At 61.2% G+C, this 23,733-nt stretch carries 22 protein-coding genes; 11 read left to right on the top strand and 11 right to left on the bottom strand.

Features of this window, described 5'->3' with window-relative positions:
* The first annotated feature begins 95 nt into the window (after window positions 1-95).
* Window positions 96-2,195 carry a phosphoinositide-specific phospholipase C-related protein gene (locus AC2YB9_RS02470; RefSeq protein ID WP_487267176.1) on the top strand — a complete coding sequence of 700 codons (2,100 nt, stop codon included), beginning with the start codon at window positions 96-98 and terminating at the stop codon, window positions 2,193-2,195.
* A gap of 36 nt (window positions 2,196-2,231) precedes the next feature.
* Complete coding sequence (locus AC2YB9_RS02465; protein WP_487267175.1) at window positions 2,232-2,990, top strand: SDR family oxidoreductase; 759 nt, start codon at window positions 2,232-2,234, stop codon at window positions 2,988-2,990.
* Between the two features lie 43 nt (window positions 2,991-3,033).
* Here the strand turns inward: AC2YB9_RS02465 and AC2YB9_RS02460 are convergent, their stop codons facing one another.
* Complete coding sequence (locus tag AC2YB9_RS02460) at window positions 3,034-3,924, bottom strand: sterol desaturase family protein (RefSeq protein WP_487267174.1); 891 nt, start codon at window positions 3,922-3,924, stop codon at window positions 3,034-3,036.
* Between the two features lie 80 nt (window positions 3,925-4,004).
* On the opposite strand from AC2YB9_RS02460, the gene AC2YB9_RS02455 reads away from it, so the two are divergent.
* The 3 genes from AC2YB9_RS02455 to AC2YB9_RS02445 all read left to right on the top strand — a co-directional run bounded on the left by AC2YB9_RS02455 (window position 4,005) and on the right by AC2YB9_RS02445 (window position 6,735).
* On the top strand, window positions 4,005-4,616 hold the full coding sequence (locus AC2YB9_RS02455; protein WP_487267173.1) for a TetR/AcrR family transcriptional regulator: 612 nt from the start codon (window positions 4,005-4,007) through the stop codon (window positions 4,614-4,616).
* The gene (locus AC2YB9_RS02450; protein WP_487267172.1) at window positions 4,613-5,386 is read left to right on the top strand and encodes an SDR family NAD(P)-dependent oxidoreductase; all 774 of its coding nucleotides are present in this window, start codon (window positions 4,613-4,615) and stop codon (window positions 5,384-5,386) included. Before AC2YB9_RS02455 ends, AC2YB9_RS02450 begins: the two co-directional genes overlap by 4 nt.
* 101 nt (window positions 5,387-5,487) lie before the next feature.
* Window positions 5,488-6,735: an IS30 family transposase gene (locus tag AC2YB9_RS02445; RefSeq protein ID WP_487266578.1), complete on the top strand. Its 1,248-nt coding sequence runs from the start codon at window positions 5,488-5,490 to the stop codon at window positions 6,733-6,735.
* 64 nt (window positions 6,736-6,799) lie between these two features.
* Here AC2YB9_RS02445 and AC2YB9_RS02440 read toward each other — a convergent pair whose 3' ends face one another.
* The 3 genes from AC2YB9_RS02440 to AC2YB9_RS02430 are packed head-to-tail and all read right to left on the bottom strand — an operon-like array spanning window position 6,800 to window position 10,167.
* Window positions 6,800-7,765: a phosphotriesterase family protein gene (locus tag AC2YB9_RS02440; protein ID WP_487267171.1), complete on the bottom strand. Its 966-nt coding sequence runs from the start codon at window positions 7,763-7,765 to the stop codon at window positions 6,800-6,802.
* Window positions 7,762-9,279, bottom strand: a complete 1,518-nt coding sequence (locus tag AC2YB9_RS02435; protein WP_487267170.1) for a long-chain-fatty-acid--CoA ligase — start codon at window positions 9,277-9,279, stop codon at window positions 7,762-7,764. The genes AC2YB9_RS02440 and AC2YB9_RS02435 overlap by 4 nt, the downstream gene beginning before the upstream one ends.
* Before the next feature lie 57 nt (window positions 9,280-9,336).
* A complete protein-coding gene (locus AC2YB9_RS02430; RefSeq protein ID WP_487267169.1) occupies window positions 9,337-10,167 on the bottom strand; it encodes an enoyl-CoA hydratase-related protein in 831 nt (276 codons plus the stop codon).
* Window positions 10,168-10,313: 146 nt separating this feature from the next.
* Here AC2YB9_RS02430 and AC2YB9_RS02425 point away from each other — a divergent pair, with 146 nt between their 5' ends.
* The 3 genes from AC2YB9_RS02425 to AC2YB9_RS02415 are packed head-to-tail and all read left to right on the top strand — an operon-like array spanning window position 10,314 to window position 13,560.
* The gene (locus tag AC2YB9_RS02425; protein ID WP_487267168.1) at window positions 10,314-11,741 is read left to right on the top strand and encodes an MFS transporter; all 1,428 of its coding nucleotides are present in this window, start codon (window positions 10,314-10,316) and stop codon (window positions 11,739-11,741) included.
* Between the two features lie 32 nt (window positions 11,742-11,773).
* On the top strand, window positions 11,774-12,778 hold the full coding sequence (locus tag AC2YB9_RS02420) for an NADP-dependent oxidoreductase (protein WP_487267167.1): 1,005 nt from the start codon (window positions 11,774-11,776) through the stop codon (window positions 12,776-12,778).
* Window positions 12,775-13,560: an SDR family oxidoreductase gene (locus AC2YB9_RS02415; protein ID WP_487267166.1), complete on the top strand. Its 786-nt coding sequence runs from the start codon at window positions 12,775-12,777 to the stop codon at window positions 13,558-13,560. Before AC2YB9_RS02420 ends, AC2YB9_RS02415 begins: the two co-directional genes overlap by 4 nt.
* Before the next feature lie 25 nt (window positions 13,561-13,585).
* Here the strand turns inward: AC2YB9_RS02415 and AC2YB9_RS02410 are convergent, their stop codons facing one another.
* From AC2YB9_RS02410 to AC2YB9_RS02400, 3 genes are all read right to left on the bottom strand, one after another.
* Window positions 13,586-14,263 (bottom strand): TetR/AcrR family transcriptional regulator, encoded by a 678-nt coding sequence (locus AC2YB9_RS02410; RefSeq protein WP_487267165.1) that lies wholly within the window; start codon window positions 14,261-14,263, stop codon window positions 13,586-13,588.
* Window positions 14,264-14,388: 125 nt separating this feature from the next.
* Window positions 14,389-15,627: an acyl-CoA dehydrogenase family protein gene (locus tag AC2YB9_RS02405; protein ID WP_487267164.1), complete on the bottom strand. Its 1,239-nt coding sequence runs from the start codon at window positions 15,625-15,627 to the stop codon at window positions 14,389-14,391.
* Window positions 15,628-15,713: 86 nt separating this feature from the next.
* Window positions 15,714-16,523, bottom strand: a complete 810-nt coding sequence (locus AC2YB9_RS02400; RefSeq protein ID WP_487267163.1) for an SDR family oxidoreductase — start codon at window positions 16,521-16,523, stop codon at window positions 15,714-15,716.
* Window positions 16,524-16,771: 248 nt separating this feature from the next.
* On the opposite strand from AC2YB9_RS02400, the gene AC2YB9_RS02395 reads away from it, so the two are divergent.
* Entirely contained in the window at window positions 16,772-17,857 is a 1,086-nt protein-coding gene (locus AC2YB9_RS02395; protein WP_487267162.1) for a Leu/Phe/Val dehydrogenase, read from the top strand.
* A 30-nt stretch (window positions 17,858-17,887) separates the two neighbouring features.
* Here AC2YB9_RS02395 and AC2YB9_RS02390 read toward each other — a convergent pair whose 3' ends face one another.
* The 3 genes from AC2YB9_RS02390 to purF all read right to left on the bottom strand — a co-directional run bounded on the left by AC2YB9_RS02390 (window position 17,888) and on the right by purF (window position 20,846).
* The gene (locus tag AC2YB9_RS02390; protein ID WP_487267161.1) at window positions 17,888-18,064 is read right to left on the bottom strand and encodes a DUF3073 domain-containing protein; all 177 of its coding nucleotides are present in this window, start codon (window positions 18,062-18,064) and stop codon (window positions 17,888-17,890) included.
* A 111-nt stretch (window positions 18,065-18,175) separates the two neighbouring features.
* The gene (gene purM / locus AC2YB9_RS02385; protein WP_487267160.1) at window positions 18,176-19,243 is read right to left on the bottom strand and encodes a phosphoribosylformylglycinamidine cyclo-ligase; all 1,068 of its coding nucleotides are present in this window, start codon (window positions 19,241-19,243) and stop codon (window positions 18,176-18,178) included.
* Window positions 19,244-19,361: 118 nt separating this feature from the next.
* A complete protein-coding gene (gene purF / locus AC2YB9_RS02380; protein ID WP_487267159.1) occupies window positions 19,362-20,846 on the bottom strand; it encodes an amidophosphoribosyltransferase in 1,485 nt (494 codons plus the stop codon).
* Between the two features lie 126 nt (window positions 20,847-20,972).
* On the opposite strand from purF, the gene AC2YB9_RS02375 reads away from it, so the two are divergent.
* Window positions 20,973-21,422: an SRPBCC family protein gene (locus AC2YB9_RS02375; RefSeq protein WP_487267158.1), complete on the top strand. Its 450-nt coding sequence runs from the start codon at window positions 20,973-20,975 to the stop codon at window positions 21,420-21,422.
* Between the two features lie 141 nt (window positions 21,423-21,563).
* On the opposite strand, the gene AC2YB9_RS02370 is transcribed toward AC2YB9_RS02375, so the two are convergent.
* On the bottom strand, window positions 21,564-22,031 hold the full coding sequence (locus tag AC2YB9_RS02370; protein WP_487267157.1) for a phytanoyl-CoA dioxygenase family protein: 468 nt from the start codon (window positions 22,029-22,031) through the stop codon (window positions 21,564-21,566).
* 128 nt (window positions 22,032-22,159) lie between these two features.
* Here AC2YB9_RS02370 and AC2YB9_RS02365 point away from each other — a divergent pair, with 128 nt between their 5' ends.
* Window positions 22,160-23,725, top strand: coding sequence for a long-chain-fatty-acid--CoA ligase (locus AC2YB9_RS02365; protein WP_487267156.1), 1,566 nt, complete (start codon window positions 22,160-22,162; stop codon window positions 23,723-23,725).
* Window positions 23,726-23,733: the final 8 nt, after the last annotated feature.

Here is a 23,733-nt window from a genome sequence, read left to right as displayed (position 1 = left end):
ATCGAGTTCCTGCTCCCGGCTAACGGGCCGTCTGATGTTCGCTATCATTCCTATTTCGGCGCGGTGTTCAGGACGATTCAGAAGCGAGTGCACAAATGTCAAAGATCACCAGACTGCTCGTGATTCTTGGTTCCTTTGTCCTGATGTGCGGCACGTTGTTCGGCGTCATCAATCATGAGGTGTTGGACGGCAACCGATTCGCCAGCCACGTCGACGCGATCCGCAGTGATCCAGCGGTCTCGCACGAAATCGGCATCATCATCACCAATAAGGTCATCGCCGCCGATCCCGACCTGACCATCGCGCGTCCGTTGATCGAATCAACTGCCTCGACACTCGTACGCAGCAGCGTCTTCGGACCACCGATTCGGGCCATGGTGGCGCCAATTCACCAGACCTTGACCGTGGCCGGGGGCAATAATGTTGTCCTGCGACTTGCGGATCTCGGGGCCGTACTTGTCGCCGCCGTATCGACCGTCGCGCCCGATGCGACCGCCTCTCTTCCGGCTGATTTCGACGTCACCTTGGCAAACTTCGGCGGGCAAGGGTTCGCGGCCACCACAATCAAGTACACGCACCTGGTCAACACCTTGGCGTGGTTGTTCCCCCTGATCGCGATGATTTTGTTTGCCGGTGCAGTGGCGCTCAGTCGTCGACGTCGCGATGTGCTCAGATCAGTCGGGATAGCCATCACCGCGACCGGTCTCAGCCTGGCCGCCGCGCTACTGATCGGCGGTGCAGTGGCAGCGCGGATATCGACCGATACGTTGGCGAGCGCGCTTGGCGTGGCCAGCTGGCATGAGTTGAGCGGTCCGCTGTGGTGGGCCGCTGGTCTTACCGCTGCTGCGGGTTATCTACTCTTGTGGGGAACCCAACTGGGCGCGCCCGGTGACATCCGCGGAACCGCTACGAACGCGCTCCGCTGGTTGCGCCACACTCCCGAAACCGTTAGCGGCCAGCTAGCGCACGGTGCTGTGTTGCTAGGCATCGGCATCGCCGTACTGATCAGACCGTTGGCTGCCGTGTCCGCCGTTGTTATCGCCGGTGCCTTCGTGCTCGCGTTGCATGGGCTCGCCGAGTTGATCGGCGCGGCTATCCGTGGTCGCAGTGGATCGCTGCCAGCTTTGTCGCGGCTGCTCAAACGGCCCGAGTTCCGGGTTGGAATCGCTGTCTTTGCCTGCCTGGCGATGGTCGTCAGTCTCGTGGCATGGAACGCCCGTCCACCGCATTCGGCGGTTGCTGCGATCGGGCCGGCTGCAACGGCTCAAGCTTGCAACGGGCATATCGAACTCTGCGACCGTCGCTATGACGAGGTGGCCTATCCATCAACCCACAACGCCATGTCCGCCGCCGACCAAGATGGCTGGTTCCTAGCCGAACAGCCGACCGGACTCGTCGGACAACTCAACGACGGCATCCGTACGTTCCTGATCGACACGTGGCCGGGCCAGGAGACCACACGACAAGGGCTCGTCGCAAACACCGCCGCGAGTCGCGCTGCCGGCATCGAACAGGCCAAAGAGGCCTACGGTCCGGCGGTTCTGGCCAGCGCGCTGCGACTCTATGACGCAACCTCTCCGACCCCGATTGGACCCGCACAGTCCTATTTATGCCACGCCGTATGCGAACTCGGCTCAACGCTGTGGGAGCCGGAGATGCGCAAGGTTAGAAAGTGGCTAGACGCACATCCGCGGGAAGTCGTGACGTTCTTCTTGGAGGACTATGTCACTCCGGCTGCCACCGCAAAAGTGTTCAAGGAGGCCGGTCTGATGCCTTCTATCTACACCCCCGAAACCGGCAAACCGTTCCCCACGCTGGGTTCGATGATCGAATCGGGTCACCGGGTCGTTGTCCTCGCCGAGCACGCCGGCGGCGGCACCGCATTCCCCTGGATCCTGCAAGGTTTCGATTGGGCCCAGGACACGAACTTCGACTCGATGAAGGTAAGCGATTTCAGTTGTGATCGACTTCGTGGTCAAGCCGATTCACCGCTGCTTTTAGTCAATCATTGGTTGAACCGGCCACAATATCGGGTCAGCGACGCCACGAAAGTCAACAGCGCCAAAATCCTCGGCGCACGACTCGACCGCTGCCAAACTCAGCGCAAACATATCCCCAACTACGTCGCGGTCGACTATTACAACCACGGCGATCTGTTCGCCGAGGTCGACCGGCTGAACAAGTTTTCGCCCTGACAATCCCGCCCAATCCATACCAAGCACAATGAGGCTATGGATCTTGGACTGAAAGACCGCGTGTATATCGTCACGGCCGCATCGAGAGGGCTCGGCCGTGCCACCGCCCAGTCACTCGTCGACGACGGGGCAAAGGTCGTGATCTCGTCGCGCTCCGCCGACCGCATCGCTGATGCAGTCGAGGAACTCGGTGCCGACAATGCCACCGGCCTCGCTCTCGACAATGCCGATGCCGCAACTCCTGCCGCACTCATCGAGGCTGCACAATCCCGTTGGGGTCGCCTCGACGGCGCATTGATCAGTGTGGGCGGGCCGCCGGCCGGGGCCGTGCTCGACATGAGCGATGACCAGTGGCGCGGTGCCTTCGAGTCGGTGTTCGTGGGTGGTCTTCGACTGGCCACGCAAATCGCCGGCGAACTCAGCGACGGCGGATCGATCGCTTTCGTGCTGTCGAGTTCGGCGAAGGCACCGATCGCCGGCCTCGCGATCTCCAACGGGCTCCGGCCCGGCCTGGCCATGGCGGCCAAGACCCTCGCCGACGAACTCGGCCCGCGCGGCATACGTGTCAATGGGCTACTGCCCGGTCGGATCGACACGGAACGGGTCCGTGAACTCGATGGGATGGCCGCCGATCCAGCCGCAGCTCGCTCGAACGTAGCCGCCTCGATTCCGCTTGGTCGCTACGGCGATCCCGCCGAATTTGGTCGCGCTGCCGCGTTCCTACTTTCCCCCGCGGCCAGCTATCTAACCGGAATCATGTTGCCGGTCGATGGCGGCGCGTCCAGAGGTTTATGACGTTGCTTGCGTCATAACAATCGAGGGTCAGGGGCCTCAATCGTTATGACGCAACTCGAGGCTGTTGCGCCTCGGCACGCCTCTCCCCTGGATGCCAGCCCGGAGGCATGAAGACATAGCCAACTTTATCGCGCAAACCTTCCGCTGCCCGAACATCACGGAAGAGATCGACGAACGGGCCGTACTGAAGTTTCAGCAAATTGTGGGTCTCCACCGGCACGGTGAGTCCGTATGTCGGCCGCTGGATCTCCTTCTGGAACGTGCCAAACATACGATCCCAGATGATCAGGATGCCGGCGTAATTTCTGTCTAGATAGATCGCGTCGCTGCCGTGATGCACCCGATGGTGCGATGGCGTGTTGAACAGAAATTCAACCGGCCGCCACAACCGGTCGATACGTTCAGTGTGCTGGCAGAACTGGAACACTAGGTTGATACCGAAAGCGATATACAGCGTCCAGGGCGCGAAGCCGAGCAAAGGCAGCGGCAGCCAGAACAACGCCTCAGCCCAGGGATTCCATTTCTGTCGCAGCGCGGTCGAGAAGTTGAAGAATTCGCTTGAATGATGCGCCTGATGGGCAGCCCAGCCAATCCGGACTCGATGCACGAAACGGTGTTGCAGATAGAAGGCCAGATCCAGCCCAAGGATCAGAACAACCCAGTACCACCAGGTGTCGGTGGCAAGATGCACCGGCGCGACCCACACGTACAGCGCCACGAAAACGATCAACGAGCCAAATTTGAACACCGCACTCGAGACAACCGAGCCGAGCCCCATAAAAATGCTGGTGCGCGCGTCTTTGCCCTCATAACCGCGCATGTCTGCGTCGGTCTCAAGCCAGCGAAATGCCGCAATTTCCATCAGCAGCGTTGCCAGAAAGAATGGTATGGCGACCAGTGTGGGATTCTGCAGCGGATCGAAGAACTCCGACATAGCGGCTCCTGATGAAACATCTTGATATGACTTGTGAGTAAGTTACCATGAAGTCATATCAATCCGCTAGAGTGTGATCTGTGACGAAACGAGCTGGCACCAAGGGCGTCCCGCGCCTCGACCGGGAAAGCCAGATCCTCGACATTGCATCGATCGAATTCGCAAGCCAGGGCTACGCCGCAACCAAACTGTCGCTGATCGCTGATCGGGCCGGCATCTCCAAACCGCTGATCTACAACTATTTTGGTTCGAAGGAAGGCCTATTCACGTCCTGCCTGGACAGTGCTGGCGCAGTCCTTGCCGATGAGATCGAGCGGATCGCCCGCGAAGACACGACCGGCATCGAACGTGGCATGCGCACGCTCGACGGGATCTTCGCGATTCTCGAGCCACAGCCGCACATCTGGTCGTTGTTTTTCGACGGCTCTGCCCCTTCCACCGGTGCTATTGGTGCTTCGATCGCGCACTACAAGGACCGCATCACCAAACTTGCCGAAGAAGGGGTCCGTGAGCTCATGACCCTGAACGGCAATACCGACGCGCTCGACAGTTCCGCGATGACCGCGGTGTGGATGGCGATCGTGGACTCGCTCGTCAATTGGTGGCTCGATCACCCCGAACAAAGTGCTGAACAGATGACCCAGCGCTGCCTGCGGCTACTGCAGGCACTCTTTGCCGAGGGGTCGGTATGAAACTCAGCGGTCAAACTGTCGTCGTGACCGGCGCCTCCAGCGGAATCGGCGCCGAAGCCGCCCGCAAACTGGCTTGCCTCGGCGCAACCGTATGCCTGGTCGCCCGACGTGTGGAAGAACTGGACGCCATACGCGCCGACATCGAAGCAGTTGGCGGCATCGCCCACAGCTATGCGGCGGACTTGACCGATGCAAGGAGCGCCGACGCGGTCGCGACCCAACTGCTCGCAGACCACCCTCGGATCGATGTGCTGCTCAATAATGCGGCGCGTTCGATCCGCCGACCGATCACGCAGTCCACCGACCGGATGCACGATTACGAACGCACGATGGCAATCAACTATTTTGGCGCGGTGCGTTTGACGCTTGCGCTCGTGCCGCGCTTCCTCGACCAAGGCCACGGCCACGTCGTGTCGGTGTCGAGCATGTCGACGCAGATCCCCATCCCGCGCTTCTCGGCCTATCTGGCCAGCAAGAGCGCGCTCGAATCCTTCACCCGCTCACTCGGTGCCGAACTCGGTTCACGCGGCATATCGACCACAATCGTGTACTTCCCGATGGTTCGCACGCCGATGTCCTCGGCCACTGATGCGTATGCCGGCACCCGGATGATGAGTTCGGACAAAGCAGCCAATTGGCTCGTCAAAGCCGTCGTCGACAAACCGTCCAGGGTCACCTCTTTGCCCGGCGCCCTAGGCGAGCTCGGCATGGCAACCCTGCCAGGCATACTGACCAAAGCAACCCGCCCGCTATTCAAGAAATTCGGGTAAAGGGCCGAAGGCCAAAGACCCCAAGATTTGTTCACTCAACGCCCTTCTGCGTCACTTGAGTTCAAGGAGTCGACGCAACACTCTGAATTTTGGAGTGCTGTATGGGCCGTTTCCCTGATGTTGATCGTCAGCGTGGGTTTTGGATTCGGGTTCGTGAGGGCTTGTCGACCGCGGAGGCTGCTCGGGCTGCGGGTGTGTCGGTTGAAACGGCCAAGAAGTGGGTGCGCAAAGGTGGCGGTATGCCGCCAATGTCGCTGGTCCTGCCCGCAACGAGTCGTTATCTGAGTGTTGCCGATCGCGAGCGGATTCACGCCGGCCTGCATGCTGATGAATCGATCCGATCGATTGCCCGGTCGATCGGCCGGGCGCCCTCAACGGTGCTACGTGAATTGCGGGCGAACATGTATCACCAGCAGTACCGGTCCTTGGCTGCGTTGAACCCGTCAGTTGCGGGTCGTCCGAGAACCAAGGGCTGGAAATATTCCCCGTCGAAGGCCCACCGGCGTGGTGTTGCCAGACGGGCGCGTCCCAAGCCAGCGAAGTTGGCGACGAACCAACGGCTTCGTGATGAGGTCCAGTTCCGGCTCGAGAAGAAGAAGCACTCGCCCGCGCAGATTGCGAACCGGTTACGGTTGGATTTTCCCGATGAGGCGGAGATGTGGGTGTCACACGAGACGATCTACCAGTCGCTCTATGTCCAGGGCCGAGGTGCGCTCAAACGTGAGCTCACTACCTGCTTACGAACCGGTCGAGCGGTGCGCAAACCCCACCGCAAAGAAGGCCGGCGACAGACCCGGATCAAGGACATGGTCAACATCAGCGAACGACCTGCCGCAGTCGAAGACCGGGCTGTTCCGGGTCATTGGGAAGGCGATCTGATCACCGGTGAGCTGAACAAGTCCGCGATCGGAACGTTGGTCGAACGCAGCACAGGTTTCGTGATGTTGCTTCATCTGCCCGAGCGTCACGGCGCTGAGGAAGTTCAGGACCAGATGATCATCCAGATGGGAAAACTATCCACACAGTTACGCGGATCGGTGACCTGGGACCAAGGCATCGAAATGTCCAACCACAAGGCAATCTCCACCGCTTTGGACATCGACATCTTCTTCTGTGACCCACATTCACCATGGCAGCGGGGCTCGAATGAGAACACCAACGGGCTGCTGCGTCAGTACTTCCCCAAAAGCACCGATCTATCGGGCTACCACGCGGACTATCTCGAGTTCGTCGCGAACCAACTCAATGACCGGCCACGCAAACGCCACCAATGGCGCACCCCCAGAGAAGTCCTCGCCACACTAGTCTGGGACCACGCAAATCAACCCGGTGTTGCGCCGACCGATTGAATCCACCTCAGCCAAATGGGAAAAAATTGAACAAATCTCGGGGGTTTACGGGTTGGGTGTTGGGTCAGGACGCTTCGAAGTAACGCCGGGGGTTCTTCACCAGGATCGTGTCGATGTCGTCTTCGGTGAGTCCACCCGCCAAGAGCGCCGGGATGACGTCCGCACTGATGTGCCGGAAGTTCCAGTTCGGGACTGCGGCCTCTTTGGCCTCGGTCGGGAACCAGTCGATGAAACACGACGCATCGTGAGCAATCACGATCTTGTCTGCACAACCGCGCTTGACCAACTCGATGATCGTGTTGACCCTGTCTTCAAACGGCAACAGCACATCAAGCCCGAAACGGTCCATCCCCAGGAACGAGCCGGCATCGGCAAGTTTGGATAGATACTCGATATCGGTGGAGTCGCCGGAATGCCCGACGATCACTTTGGCGAGATCCACACCCTCCTCGCTCAGCACACGTTGCGCGACGAGCCCCGATCCACTGTGCGGGAAGGTGTGCAACGTGATTGGCGCGCCCGTGCGTACGCTCGCCTGTCCCACGGCACGCATAACCCGCTCGACCCCCGGCGTCAGCCCCTGTTCTTCAATCGCGCACTTCAAGAACGCGGCCCGCACACCGGTGTCGGCGATCCCCTCGGTCAGATCCTTGACGAACAATTCGGTCAGCGGCTCGGGCGAATCGAACAGCAACCCGGGTCCGGTGTAGTGGAACTGGAACGGGATCTCGTTATAGGTGTAGAGCCCGGTTGCGACCACAATATTGAGTTCGGTCTGCTCGGCGATGCGCTGGATCCGCGGCAGATAACGGCCCAGACCGATCACGGTCGGATCCAGAATCGTGTCGATCCCGAGGGCTTTGAGTTCATTGAGTTTCACCACCGCATCGGCGACCTTCTCGTCCTCGTTCCAGTCGCTCTGGTAGTTCTGCCGGAATTCCTCACCGACCACGAAGATGTGTTCGTGGACGAGCGTTCGGCCCAATTCGCCGGAGTCGATCGCTCCCCTGACAGTGTTGAGTGTGGTCATGCTTGCGCCTTTCTGGTGGCCGCTTGTGCGGCGAGTTCGTCTCGATTGATGGCACGTTTGAGGATCTTGCCGGTCGCGCCCTTGGGGAGCGCGTCGACAAATTGGAACAGCCGCGGCACCTTGTATGGCGACAGTTGTTCCTTGGCCCATACCCGAATCTCATCACCGGTGATCGTCTGGTCTGGGGCCAATACGACGACTGCGGCGATCTCCTCGCCGTAGTGATCATCGGGGACGCCGACGACGGCGACCTCGACGATTGCCGGATGCTCATAGAGGACTTCTTCAACTTCGCGCGGGTAGACGTTGTAGCCGCCACGAATGATCAAATCCTTTGCGCGATCCACAATGCGCACATCGCCATCTGCGTCGATCGAGCCGAGGTCGCCAGTCTTGAGCCAGCCATCGCGAAGGTCGTCCGCGGTCGCCTCCGGCCGCTCCCAGTAACCCTTCATGACCGTCGGACCCTTGATGAAAATCTCGCCGACTTCACCGGTGGCAACGGGTGTGCCCATCGGATCGCGAACCTCGACGTATGTCTTGGGCAGCGTAATCCCGACCGAGCCAACCTTGGCCTCACGATCAAGTCCGTTGAAAGTCGCCGCGCCGGTGGTCTCGGTCAGGCCGTAACCCTCCAGGATCACGCAACCGAACCGCTCGGTGAATGCTCGTACGACCTCGACTGGCAACGAGGCGCCACCCGAGGACGCCATCCGCAACGCGCTGAAGTCCTCGGCCGTGTAGTCACCCGAGGCGTGCAACATGGCGTTCCACATCGTCGGAACACCGGCGACCGCAGTGAGTTTGTCGCGCTTAATCATCTCGAGCATCGCATTGGGTTCGAAGGGATGAAGCAGCGACAAGGCGGCGCCAAGACGAAGCACCGTGTTCATCACAACGGCCTGTCCGAATACATGGAACAGCGGCAGCCCGGTGCCAAAACGGTCATCGATCGTGAGTTCCAGGACGTCCATAAACGCATCAGAGCAGCCCAGAAGATTTGCTGCCGTCAACTCGGCACCCTTCGGCCGGCCTGTCGTTCCCGAGGTGTAAAGAATGACCGCCGTCGATTGCTCGTCGATGTCCAAGGGCGCGTCGACCGGCACTGCGTCTGGATTTTCCGCGCCTGGCTCAAGCGCCCAGAATGGCAGCCCATTGGAATCGGCGACACTACGCGCATGGTCCGTACTCGAATGCCACGCAATGATCATGCTCGCCCCGGAGTCCTGCACGACGTAGTCGATCTCGGGACCGGTAGCCATCGTATTCATCGTGATGGCAGTCGCGCCGATCAATTGAAGCCCGTAATAAGCAACCACGAACTCCGGCACGCTCGGTGCAATGAACAGAACTCGATCCTGGGGTTTCACGCCGGCTGACTTCAAGGCCCCTGCATAGTGAGCCGCTGCAGATCGAACAGCTTCGAACGTCCACTCCTCGCCGGGCGCACGAAGCGCGATCTTGTCGGGACGCGCGATCGCGTTGTCCCACAATCCGGTTGCAACATTGACCATATGTGACCTACTTCCAGCAATAGCTTCGATCTGCTCGTGACTTAAACTGTTTGTGACTTAGTACGTGGATTTGAAAGTTGGCGTCCGCTTTTCGACAAAGGCCCGGATCGCGCCAAGGTGATCCTCGGTAAGCCCGGTCGTCTTGTGCAGCGGGACCTCGGCGTCCATGTTTTCTTCCAAGGATTCGTAGGTCGCCCGGAGCAGATTCGCCTTCATGTATTCGAACGCGAGCGATGGCCCGTCAGCCAACTGTTGGGCAATCACGTGCGTACGCTTGACCAACTCCGCACCCGGTACGACCCAGTTGAGCAGGCCGAGCGCCAAGCATTCCTGAGCATCCACCCGCGGATTAAGCAAGAGCAATTCACGTGCTTTGACCGGACCAACCACCTGAGTCAGCAACCACGCGACACCAAAATCGCCGGACAAGCCAACCGCGCTGAACGCCGTTGCGACGACCGTATGGTCGCTGCCGATCCGGAAATCAGCCGCAAGCGCCAGACCGAGCCCGGCGCCGGCCGCAGCGCCGGGCAGTGCGGCGATGACCGGTTTGGGACAGCGATACATACGCCCGACGGTTTCGCGCTGAATCTGTTGCTGGGCCATCACGCGTTCAGGGTCGATCTGATCGGCGCCCTGGCCCTCACCACCGTTGGCATCGAAGTCTTGGACATCGCCGCCGGAGCAGAACGCCTTGCCAGCACCGGTCAGCACGATTGCGCCAACCGAGTCGGAGGCCTCCATGGCCTGCAGCAGGTCAACCAAACCTGTGAGCATCGCATCCGACATCGCATTGCGTCGATCGGGCCGGTTCAGTGTGATTGTTCCGACGCCGTCGACCACCTCGCCATAGACGTCGTCGGTCCTGCTGGTTCCTTGGAAGGACATCTCACTCCATCCACTCAGAAGTCACGGCCGAAGTGGTTCGACCCATGGGGATACTTGAACTCTACGTCAAGTTCAAGTTAGATGAGAGCGTCGATGCCGTCAAGCAATCGGCATCGTATTGATGAGCCAGCATCCCGAAGGCGAGCATGACCGAACCCACGCGCGGCCCGAGCCGGCTTCTCGTGCCCGCGCTCGCCTTGACCGTCATGGTGGTTGCACTACTGCAGACCATCGTCGTGCCGGTGCTGGCCCAGATCGGGACGGCGCTCGACGCCTCATCGACCGCAGTCGGCTGGACCGTGACAATCACGCTGCTGGCGGCAGCGGTATTCACCCCACTGCTGAGCCGGATTGGTGACTTACACGGACGACGAAGGGTGCTAATCGGCATCTTGATCGTGGTTTCGGCCGGTTCGCTGCTCGCTGCCCTGACGACATCGCTGACGTGGCTGCTTGTCGCCCGCGTGCTGCAGGGCGCCGCATTCGGCCTCTTCCCGTTGTCGATCGGAATCCTCCGGCAAGCGCTGCCAGCCCACAAACTTACCGCCGCGATGGCAATCGTCAGTGGAACCCTGGGTATCGGTGCTGGCATCGGCCTCGTACTCACCGGCCTCCTCACCCGTGACGGCGGGGACTATCACCGGATCTTCTGGCTCTCCCTCGCGGCCGGCCTCATCGCGCTGCTGCTTGTCCTCATGACCACACCGAGCCACCGCCCCGATCGTGCGGGGCACATTGACTGGATCGGCGGCTTCCTCCTCGGGGTGAGCCTGGTGTTGTTGTTGCTCCCACTGTCACAAGGTCATCTATGGGGTTGGAGCTCGCCAGCAACAATCGGTTGCTTCGCCGGCTCGGCAGTCGTGACAGTCGTGTGGCTGGCGGCCCAACGCCGGGTACTCGAACCACTTGTGCCCCTCGTCCTGATGAATAACCGCCCATTCATGATCACCAATCTCGCCGGCCTATTCATCGGCTTTGGCATGTTCGTCTCGTTTCTGGCAATCTCCGGATTCGTCCAAGCTCCGGCGAGCGCCGGCTATGGATTCTCTGCAAGCGTCCTCAAGGCAAGCTGCGTCTACCTACTGCCCGCTGCCCTCGCCGGCGTGATCACCGCGCCACTCGGTGGCCGTTTGGTGAATCGTTACGGCGGTCGCGCAACGCTGATTCTCGCAGCCATGATCGGCCTGTCCGGGTTCTTGTTAATGGCACTGCTTCATACCCAAAGTTGGCATCTCATCGTCGGCGGCATGCTATCCAACGGCGCGGTAAGCATGGGGTACGCGGCCCTGCCCGCCCTGATCGTCGCCGAGGTTGTCTCGCAGCAGACCGGTATCGCCAACGGGGTCAACTCGATCGCTAGAGCCGTCGGCAGCGCGCTCGGCAGTGCCCTCGTCGTGACCTTGCTGAGCAGCAATCTCATGGCCCACGGAATCGCGCGGGAGTCGGCCTACACGGCAGCCTTCCTCATCGGCGCGGCCAGCATGCTGTGCGGCGCACTAGTCGCGATCATCGGCCTGCCCAGCGCCGTACGAATCTCCAGACACGCTGCCCAAACCAATTTCATCACCGCCTGACCACATCCAAACCCCGATCGAAAGCAGTCTCAATGACCACCACCGTTCAGCAGGTTCTACTCAAGCAACGCCCGACCGGATACCCCGATGACCAGACCTGGGATTATGTTTCGGCCGAACTTCCCGCTATCGAAGACGGCCAGTTCTTAGTCAAGATCGACTATCTCTCGCTCGACCCGGCGATGCGGGGCTGGCTGAACGACGTACGCTCCTATCTCCCGCCGGTCCAACTCGGCGAAGTCATGCGCGCGCTGGGCATCGGCACCGTGATCGAGTCAAAACATCCTGACTTTGAAGTTGGCGTGGCTGTCCTCGGCGGGTTCGGCGCAACCGATCACGCAATCAGCGACGGCATTGACATCACCCGTGCAGATCTCACGGTTGCCGACGCACCGACATGGCTGGGTGCACTCGGCATGCCCGGCATGACCGCTTACTTCGGACTGCTGGAGATTGGCAAGGTCAAGGCTGGCGACACTGTCGTCGTCTCCGGAGCAGCGGGCGCGGTCGGCAGCGTGGCGGGTCAGGTAGCCAAAGCCAAGGGCGCCCATGTCATCGGCATCGCGGGCGGCCCGGAGAAATGCGCCTGGCTGACCGACACCCTCGGTTTCGATGCCGCGATTGACTACAAGAACGAATCGGTCACCCAGCGCTTGCGCGAGGTTGCACCCAAGGGCATTGACGTATTCTTCGACAATGTCGGCGGCGAGATCCTCGACAGCGCACTTGCCAATCTGCGGCGTGGGGCCCGGGTTGTCATCTGCGGAGCAATCTCCTCATACAACGAATCAACGCTGCCACCCGGACCATCGCGCTACATGTCGCTACTGGTGTTCCGCGCTTCGATGACCGGCTTCGTTGTGTTCGACTTTGCGGATCGTTACCCCGAGGCAATCGCGCAGATCTCCAGCTGGCTCGCCGATGGCACACTCATCCCGCGCGAGTATGTCGTCGAAGGCGGCATCAGCTCATTCGGCGATGCGCTGACAATGCTGTTCAACGGCGCCAACACCGGAAAACTGGTGCTGAAGGTATGAGCGCAATCGACTCACTCTTCGGCCTCGAGGGCAAGGTTGCCGTCGTCACCGGTGGCGGCCGTGGCATCGGTCTGATGGCGGCCCGCGGTTTGCTGCAGGCGGGCGCCCGCGTCATCATCGCGTCCCGCAAGACCGATGCGGTCATGACCGCAGTCAAGGAACTGGAACCGCTCGGCGAGATCACCGGGATCACCGCCGATCTGTCGACCGAGGCCGGCTGCCGTGCCTTCGCTGAAGAAGTCACAGCACGCGAACAACGCCTCGACATCTTGGTCAACAATGCCGGTGCCACTTGGGGCGCGCCGCTGGAGGAGTTCCCGGCTGCGGCCTGGGACCGGGTCTTCGACGTCAACGTCAAGGCACCGTTCTTCCTGATCCAAGCATTCCTGCCGCTGCTCGAACAGTCCGGTACGCAGGATGACCCGGCCCGCATCATCAACATCGGCTCGATCGACGCGATTCACACTCCGCAGCACGAGGCGTACTCATATGGCCCGAGCAAGGCCGCGGTGCACCAGTTGACTCGGGTGCTTGCAGCCAAACTAGGCACGAAGTGGATCACCGTCAACGCGATTGCGCCGGGCCCGTTCGAGTCAAAGATGATGGCTTCGCGGCTTGCCGAGGCCGGCGACGAGATCGCTGCCCAGTCTCGGCTCAACCGGATCGGCCGCCCCGATGACATCGCCGGTGGCGTCGTGTTCCTCGCCAGCCGGGCAGGTTCCTATCTCACCGGCGCGATCATTCCGATTGACGGCGGCATCGCGACGACCGCGGGTTGCTGAGCGACTGACTGGGCCGCTGGCCCAGTCAGTTCTTCGGAACCGACAACCGCAAGGCATTGCACCAGATCCGGGTCGCGATATTGACCAACTCGTCAAGCGTGCCGTCCTCGCCCAAGACATACGTGTAGAAACCTAATCGGCTCACCATCGCCGACAACGCGCGCGACGCCATCAGCGGGTCGAGGTCGCGATCGGCCAGACCCTGGTCCTGGAGATCGGCGATACTCCGAGCATTTCGCTCAATGAACTGCGCACCACGTTGCCGGCGCACCTCGCGGAACTGCGAGTCGATGCTGGCCACCTGTTCGAGCAATCCCATCAGCTTGGCATTGCGAGCATACGCTTCAAAGTAGGACCGGTTACTCGCTTCGATCAGCGCACGTGGGTCATCGGCCGCGTCAACGCGGTCCATGCCCGGATGCATCATGTCTTCCTTTGCCACGTCTAGCACCGCCGCGAAGATCTCTTCTTTGCTCGCGAAATAGGTATAGAACGAACCGGTCGAGCACTCAGCTTGGGCCGTGATGTCGGTCAATCTGGAATCAAGGTAGCCATCTCGCTCGAACACAAAACGCGCGGCGTCGACCAGGCTGGCCCGGGTCTTTGCGCCGCGCGTGGTGACCGGCGGCAGACGCGGCTCGGACCCCTCTGCTCGGACGACCGAGGACGCGCTCTTGGTACGCGAATTCGCTCTGTTGACCACGGTCACAATCCCTTCAACACGATTCCTTCAGCACAGTTCCTTCAGCACAGTTCGATATGCGAGTCTATCGAGTGCGAGCCGATCGATTCGACGGCCACACCCGACAGACCCGAGCGCATCAAGGATCAGACGTTCCGCGCGGCGACTTCCTTCTGCATACGGCGCAGTTCAACCCGCGCGATCGTACGCTTGTGCACCTCGTCTGGGCCATCGGCGATACGAAGCGTGCGCTGATGGGCGTAGAAGCTCGCCAGCGGGAAATCGTCGGTGACGCCACCGGCGCCATGGACCTGAATCGCCCGGTCGATGATCTTCAATGCGATCTGCGGCGCCGCAACCTTGATCGCGGCGATCTCGATCCGCGCCTTCTCATTGCCGACCGTGTCCATCAACCAAGCGGTCTTAAGCGTCAGCAACCGGATCATCTCGATGTCAATCCGAGCCTCAGCAATCCAGTCTTGAATGTTCGACCGACTCGACAATGGCTCGCCGAAGGTCACCCGGCTCTGGGCGCGTTCGATCATGAGGTCCAATGCTCGCTCGGCCATACCGACCGATCGCATGCAGTGGTGGATGCGACCGGGGCCAAGGCGGGCTTGGCTGATCATGAAGCCATCGCCTTCGCCAGCCAGCAACGCCGTCTTGGGCACACGGACATCCTCGAACACGATCTCAGCATGTCCCTCGCGGTCCATGTAGCCAAACACCGGCAGTCCGCGGACGATCGTGACCCCTAGCGTATCGAGCGGGACGACCATCATCGATTGTTGCCGATGTTTTGCCGCGTCCGGATTGGTCTTGCCCATCACGATGAGCACCCTGCAGTTGGCATGCAGCGCATTCGAAGCGAACCATTTGCGCCCGTTCAGGACATATTCATCACCGTCGGCAACCATGCTCAACTGAACATTGGTGGCATCTGAACTCGCGACCGCAGGCTCGGTCATGGCAAACGCCGAGGCCATTTCTCCGGCGAGGAGCGGCTTGAGGTATTTCTCTTTGTGCTCCTCAGTGCCGAACAGCTGGAGTACTTCCATGTTGCCGGTGTCGGGTGCATTGCAGTTGGTGGCCTCGGGCGCGATATGCGGGCTGCGCCCCATGATCTCCGCGAGCGGCGCATAGTCGGAGTTGCTCAGGCCAGGTGATCCCCACGCCTCATCCTTGTGCGGATGGAAGAGATTCCACAATCCACGCTTCTTTGCCTCAAGTTTGAGTTCCTCGAGAATCGGCGGCTGAAAGTTGGCATTGGCAGATTCGGCCATCTGGGCAAAGTAAATCGGCTCAGCTGGATAAATATGCTCGTCCATGAAGGCGAGCAGTTTGGCTTGATATTCCTTCGCGCGATCGGAAAGTTCGAATTGCATCGGTTAACTCCAGTTCGGTGCTGTTGGCATCAGGAGGTTCCTGAGGCTTGGTCGGGTGCAGAACATGTAGGTCAGCAAGAGACCACTCAGCCGAGTGATTCTTGGTAGCGGCGCATTCCGGCAAGCCAGCGGTCGTAGTCGCCGCTCTTGCGTTGCCAGAACAGCAACACCTCGCGGTGCGGCAGGATCAAGAACTGTTCTTCGGCTATTGCGGCCAGAACGATGTCGGCGACTTCACTCGCCTCAAGCACTCCCCCGGCGTCAGTAACTGCCTTCGCTGCCCGTCGTTGGGCCTCGTCGTCGGCATCCGCGCCGCCGGTGAGCATGTCAGTGTTGACGCCCATCGGGCATAAACAACTGACCGCCACGCCCTGATCGCCGTAGGTCACCGAGAGCCACTCGGCAAATGCCACGGCGGCATGCTTGGACACCGAGTAGGTCGCCGATCCGATCTGCGTCAACAGACCGGCCGCGGATGCGGTCGAAATGAAATAGCCGGCGCCACGCTCGACCCAACCGGGAACGAGCAGTTTCGCTGCGCGTACGTGCGCCATCACATTGACCTGGAGCGCGAGGTCCCACTCAGCTTCACTCGCGGAAAGCCCCGTACCGCCGCCAACACCGGCGTTGGCAAAGTAGAGGTCAACCGGACCGAATGTCGTCTCGGCCGCTTCGATCATCGTTTCGATGGCCCCGGTGCGCGAGACATCCACACCAAGGGCAAGCACTGCGCCGGGGACCTTTGCGTTAAGGCGGGCGGCGACCTCAGCGACCTTGTCAGCGCCGATGTCGGCAAGAACAACCCGGGCACCTTGTGTGATCAGCGCATCAGCCAAAGCCGCGCCGATTCCGCCGCCGGCTCCGGTCACGATTGCCACTTTGCCGTCGACGATCATCGGTTGACCTGCTTGGACGCTGAATTGTTCATGTAACGGTTCCTTTCGGGCTGCTCCCTAGCGTCACATTAACTTGAACTTGGACTCAAGTTCAAGCCTGGGAGCGATCCGACAGCGGGCGACGCTTGGGAAGGCAGCCATGGCATTACTCGAAGGCCTACAGTGGTACGTGACCCACATCACCCCGTGGGCCCACCGATGAAGAAGCCCACCAACGTTTCTTCGCCATCACAACAGAAAGCACTACCGTGACTGACCAACTCGCTGTATCCCCCTTCGAAGGCAACCACGAACAAGTCGTGTTCTGTCAGGACCGCGAATCCGGCCTCAAAGCCATCATCGCGATCTACTCGACCGCACTCGGCCCGGCACTCGGCGGCACCCGTTTCTACCCGTACGCGAGCGAGCAGGACGCCCTCGCCGATGTACTCAATCTTTCCCAGGGCATGGCCTATAAGGCAGCGCTCGCTGGCCTTGATCTCGGCGGCGGCAAAGCCGTCCTGATCGGCGATCCCAAAAAAATCAAGACCGAGGCGTTGCTCCGCGCCTATGGGCGTATGGTCCAGTCACTCGGCGGCCGCTACTACACCGCGTGCGATGTCGGCACATTTAGCCCAGATATGGACATCATCGCGCGCGAATGTGACTTCGTCACCGGCCGTACGGTTGAGCACGGGGGCGCAGGCGACTCATCGGTCCTCACGTCCTACGGGGTCTTCCAAGGTATGCGCGCCGCGGCCCAGCACGCATGGGGATCCTCGAGCCTGTCGGGTCGGGCCGTTGGGGTTGCTGGCGTTGGCAAGGTCGGCCGGCATCTCGTCGGTTATCTCATCGAGGATGGCGCCGATGTCATCGTGACCGATGTCGACCGCGATGCGGTGGCCGCATTGCAGGCTACCTACCCGAACATCAGGGTCTCCGCCGACACCAATTCACTCGTCCGCGAAACCCTTGACGTCTACGCGCCGTGCGCGCTGGGCGGAGCACTCAGCGACGATGTGGTTACGGCGTTGAGCGCCAAGATTGTCTGCGGATCTGCCAACAACCAACTCGCGCACCCCGGCATCGAGAAGCAATTAGCCGAGCAGGGCATCACTTACGCACCCGACTATTGCGTCAACTCCGGTGGCCTGATGCAGGTTGCCGACGAGCTTGAAGGGTTTTCCTTCGAACGCGCCAAGGTGCGCGCGACCGGAATTTATGACACCACGCTGGACGTGCTCACCCGCGCACAAACCGAAGGCGTGCCGCCGAGCATTGCCGCCGACCGGATCGCCGAACAGCGCATGCGCGAAGTCGGCCGGTTGCGTTCAATGTGGTTGCCAGCGAAGTAACTGGCGTGAGTCCTGTGACCCGATATCGCGCTAACGCGATGTCGGGTCGGACGGCTCATCAAGAAGATCGGCGTATTGCTCGGGAATCGGAGCTCCCGATTCGCCATGAAGTTCGCGCTGCAATCCGCTGAAGTCGGTATCAAGAGTCCGGTACTTCAGGTCACGTGCGACCTTAGTCTGTTTTGCCTTAGCACGGCCGCGACCCATAAGGTTCGACCCCCTCGCACAAATTAGTTAGTCAATATGTCGTGGCTTCAGGCTACCTGAGCGCGCCAAAGATCACGGCATCGACCCTCCAAATGGTGCGTTTTGCCGCTATCAGGAGTGTGTCCCGTCGAGTGTGACGGTCCCACCATCACCGTGAACCCCAGCGGTTGCGACCTCCCCAGCGATCCAAGCGGGCACGCCGCGAGCCGCCAACATACGGACGGCCGCATCGGCAACCGCAGGCGGAACGATCGCCACCATGCCAACGCCCATGTTGAGCGCCTGCTCAAGATCGGCCTGTGCCACGCCCCCGAGCGCACCGACGAGTCCGAAGACCGGTTGCGGTGTCCAGGTCGATCGATCCAGACGAACCGAGACCGAATCGGGCAGCACACGTGCCAGGTTTGCTGCCAGCCCGCCCCCGGTGATGTGCGACATCGCGTGGACCTCAAGGCTGTCGGCTAGGTCAAGGCACGGCTTCGCATACAACTTCGTTGGGATCAACAGCTGCTCGCCGAGCGTCGAGCCAAACTCAGGGACATCCCGATCGAGCGTCCAACCAGCTTGGTCGAAGAACACGTGCCGAACCAGCGAATAGCCATTGGAGTGCAGCCCAGAGGACGCCATCGCGACCACGACGTCGCCAGGTCGAACCAGATCGGCACCAAGCAATTTTGACGCCTCGACGACGCCGGTAGTCGAACCGGCAATGTCATATTCGTCCGGACCGAGGAGACCCGGATGTTCCGCGGTCTCACCGCCGAGAAGCGCCGTGCCGGTTTCCGCGCACGCCATCGCGACACCCTTGACGATGTCGGCAATGCGTTCAGGAACCACCGAACCGCAGGCGATGTAATCGGTCAGGAAGAGCGGCTCCGCGCCGCATACGACAAGGTCATCGACCAGCATGCCCACAAGATCGAAGCCGATTGTGTCGTGTTTATCCATCGCTTGGGCGATAGCGACCTTCGTGCCAACACCGTCAGCGGATGTTGCCAGCAGCGGCCGCTCGTAGGACTTGAGTGCCGATGCGTCGAACAGCCCAGCGAAGCCGCCGATCCCACCGACCACCTCGGGACGGCGCGCCTTGTCGACCCATTGCTTCATGAGTTCGACCGCGCGATCGCCAGCTTCGATCGAAACTCCAGCGCTCGCGTAGGACGTCGACGGCGTGCTCATGCTGCGGCCTGCCTCAAAAAGCAACCGGAGGCAGACCCCGGCATGAGGAACCCATTGCCCACTCGCTGGGGGTCCCGCCCTGCACGCAGCGAAGCGCAGTGCTTGGGGGAGCGCTCGGTCATTGGATCACCTTCAGAGTTGTCGTCTCGGGGTGCTCGAGCAGGTGCTTACCAATCAGGTCGTCCTCGGGAAGGGCGATTGGATAAATGCCGTCAAAGCAAGCACGGCAGAGGCTGTCCTTGGGCACCTTGGTCGCCTCGATCAGATCCTCGAGATCGACATACGAGAGCGAATCAGCATCGATCGAGCGGCGGATCTCCTCGACCGAAATGCCGTTGGCGATGAGTTCGGCGCGCGATGCGAAGTCGATCCCATAGAAGCATGGCCATTTGACCGGTGGGCTCGCGATGCGTACATGCACCTCGGCAGCACCGAATTCGCGCAGCATGCGAACGAGGGCGCGCTGGGTATTGCCGCGCACGATCGAATCATCGACGACGACGAGCCGTTTGCCGGCGATGACATCGCGCAGCGGGTTGAGTTTGAGCCGGATGCCGAGCTGACGGATCGTCTGCGACGGCTGGATGAAGGTGCGTCCGACATAGGAGTTCTTGACCAGCCCGTGGCCGAATGGAATGCCGCTCTCCTCGGCATAGCCGATCGCCGCCGGGGTGCCAGATTCGGGCACTGGGATGACGAGGTCGGCTTCAACCGGTGCAGTGCGAGCCAGCTTGCGACCGATCTCGGCTCGAACCGAGAACACCCGCTGATCGGAGATCGTCGTGTCGGGGCGAGCGAGATAGACGAATTCGAACAGGCAACCCTTGGGCGCGGCCGGGGCGAAGCGTTCGGCCCGCAAACCGTTCTCGTCGATAGCGATGAACTCGCCCGGCTCGATCTCGCGGATGAAGGAGGCGCCGACGATATCGAGGGCAGCAGTCTCGCTAGCAACGACCCACCCGCGTTCGAGCCGGCCCAATACGAGCGGTCGGATGCCCTGCGGATCGCGCGCCGCATACAGGGTGCCCTCGTCCATGAATACCAAGGAGAAGGCACCACGGAGCTTGGGCAACACTTCGAAGGCGGCCTGCTCGACCGAGCGATCGGGGTAGGAGGCCAGCAGTGACGCCATCACGCCGGTGTCGCTGGTGGCAAGTTCGGCGCCCTTGGCGCGGACCGGCTCGCGCGTCGCGAGCAGATCGACGAGCTCGGCGGTATTAGTCAGATTGCCGTTGTGCGCCAGCGCAACCGAACCGCTCTGCGTCGGCCGGAACGTCGGCTGGGCGTTCTGCCAGACGCTCGCTCCGGTGGTCGAGTAGCGACAGTGGCCGACGGCGAGTTGGCCTTTGAGCGATTCGAGGGTTGCCTCGTCGAACACCTGCGAGACGAGACCCATGTCTTTGTAGACCAGGATCTGCCGGCCGTTGCTGACCGCGATGCCCGCTGACTCCTGGCCGCGGTGCTGCAAGGCATACAGACCAAAATAGGTCAGCTTGGCGACTTCTTCACCTGGCGCCCATACTCCGAAGACCCCGCAGGCGTCCTGAGGTCCGAGATCCTGTGGATCAATGTCGTGGTTGAGTCGTCCGTCTCCGCGAGGCACCCCTCAAGTGTAGGGGACAGAGCGAACCGGCCTAATTGAGCGGTGGCTGAGCAACCTATCGAAGTCGGCGGCAATCGAACGCCTTTCCAGTTCGCAGCATCTCGCGGGCATGAGCACAATGGGACCATGAACTCAGACACCGTCAGCGTCGAGCGAACCATCGACGCCCCGCCCGATCAGATCTTCGCGCTTCTTTCCGACGCCGGGAGGCACTCAGCCTTCGACGGCTCGGGGACGGTGAAAGGTACGCGCCAGGAATCGGAGCCGTTGGCGCTCGGCACAAAGTTCGGCATGTCAATGAAACAAGGCATTCCCTACAAGACCTCCAACGAAGTGATCGAGTTCGAGCCGGGCCGTCTCATCGCGTGGCAGACCCGAGGGTTTTTCGGTCTCGTCGGCGGTCGCATCTGGCGCTATGAACTCACCCCCGCTGGCAACGGAACATTGCTGCGCGAGACCTGGGACCTCTCGAAGGACAAACAACGGGCAATGCTCAAGCGTGGCTCCATGCCGGCAAAAACCGAGACCAACATGCGTCGCACTCTCGACCGGATCGCCGAGTCCGTGGCGGGTTAACCCGAGCGGGCGGTCACCGGGTTGCATGTCATAGCGCCGTATGTCGAATACCGCGCGCTGGGCTTCGATGTCGGACAGTTCTGCCAACGAGCCCTCGGGGAACCATTTGGCTTCGCCCGCGAGGAAGGTGCGCGGCATGAGCTAGGAACCACGATGCGTGTCTGCAACCAACTCCAGACAGCCTTCGGCTGGGACCGGATCGACCGGGATCCAGGCACTGACGCCAAGCCCGTCGACGTTGTAATACGGCTGGTCTTGATGCCATGGGGTGCGCTGATTCATGCCGCCAGAGTTGACCAGAACGTGATCGTGATAGAGCCGCGCAACGGGTGAGCCCATCAATTCAGCCGCGATCTGCGGTGCGCGCGAGTGGAGGGCGAGCGCCTCGATTTCCGCAACGTCGCCCCAGCGTCGGAAGTCCTCGATGAACGTTCCCGGGTCACCCTCGGCGCTGGCGACTTGCGCCATGCGGCTTGGGTTGTCGAGTACATATCCGATCGCGCCACGAGCGCGTTCAACTTCGTCCGCGTCAAGCAGTCCGCGTACGCAGACCACACCGTCGCGCTGATATGCCGCAACTGTGTCGGCACCGACTAATGGCTCAATCATCTGGACAATCTACCCAAGCCTTCGGCCACCTATACAGAAATTCTCCCGCTGCCATCGACCCCCAACCTCGTAGGCTAATGTGACGGACCTCACGCGACCAGCGGACCTCACGCCACCAAAGGACGATCATGCCTGCCGCACTCCCCGATGCTTCTTACCTCAGTGACTTCCTGGCCTTCCGGGCCAAGGAGACACCAGACGAGAAGTGCTGGCAGTTCCTCGACCGGACGTGGACCTGGGCGCAGGCATGGGACGGCGTTCGCCGCCTCGCCGCTGGGCTCAAGGCCGAGGGAATCAAACGCGGCGATCGAGTGGCATTCCTCGACAAGAACAATCCGGCAACCCTCGAAGCAGTACTCGGCGGCTGCCTCATCGGATCGGCCACCGCGATCGTCAACTGGCGGCTCGGCGGCGACGAGCTCGACTACGTCATCAACGACTCTGGTGCCCGCATCGCCTTCGTTGGCTATGAGCTCGTGGACGCCTTCGAGCTGATCCGTGACAAACTGACAACTGTCGAGAAGGTCATCATCGTCGGCGGCGACAACGATGAGTATGAGGCGTGGCTGGCCGCGCACGAACCGGTCGACCGGGACCAGGACGTGACACCCGACGAGGTGTGTGCCGTCATGTACAGCTCGGGCACAACCGGGCGTCCCAAGGGCGTCATGTTGACGCAACACAACATCATCCAGCACACCATCAATTCGGCCGGTGATGTCGAATACTCCGCAGGCGACATGATGCTCGTCGCGATGCCGATGTTCCACGTCGGCGGCACCTGTTATGCACTATCTGGGCCAGCACACGGCATGCCCGCTTACATCATTCGCGAGGTCGATGGCGCGCTGCTGGCTGGCGGCATGATGGCTGGCGCCACCCATGCCTTCCTCGTCCCCGCCGTGGTCGCCGCGCTGATCCAGGCCGGCCCCGACGTTATGGGATTGTTCGGCCGACTCAAAGCACTCACTTACGGCGCCGCGCCGATGCCACTGCCGCTACTGCGCGCATCGCTCGAAGCTTGGCCCAACACACAGTTCATGCAGGTTTATGGCATGACCGAGATGGCCGGCGTGATCACAATTCTCGACGATGCTGCGCATCGCGACGACGCTCACCCTGAGCGGCTCGTCTCAGCTGGCCAATGCATTCCCGGCGCCGAGGTCCGCATCGTCGATCCAGCCACTCAGCTCGATGTCGAGCCCGGCACCGCTGGCGAGATCTGGTTCCGTACCGACCAGTCGACACCTGGCTATCTCGGCAACCCGGAGGCCACCGCCGAACTCCTCACCCCAGACGGCTGGCTGCGCAGCGGCGACGTCGGCCGGATCGACGACGGTGGCTTCGTGTTCGTTGAAGATCGGGTCAAAGACATGATCATTTCCGGCGGTGAGAACATCTATTCGCCCGAAATTGAGCGGGTTCTGGCCGAGCATCCGGCAATCGCCGAGCTGGCCGTCATCGGCATTCCCGACGATAAATGGGGCGAGTCGGTCAAGGCCGTCGTCGCATTCAAGGCCGGACAGTCCGCAACCGAGACAGAGTTGATCGAGTTCACTCGCTCGCGCTTGTCGCCATACAAATGTCCCCGCTCAATCGACATCATTGAGGCTCTGCCGCGCAATCCTTCGGGCAAGATCCTCAAGCGGGAACTGCGCAAACCCTACTGGGCTGGGCGGGATCGCCAAATCTAAGCGGTGCG

This window comes from Aeromicrobium changchenzhani (assembly GCF_057586615.1).
Note: the sequence above shows the minus strand (reverse complement) of the source record. Positions and strands in the feature narration are given on the sequence as shown.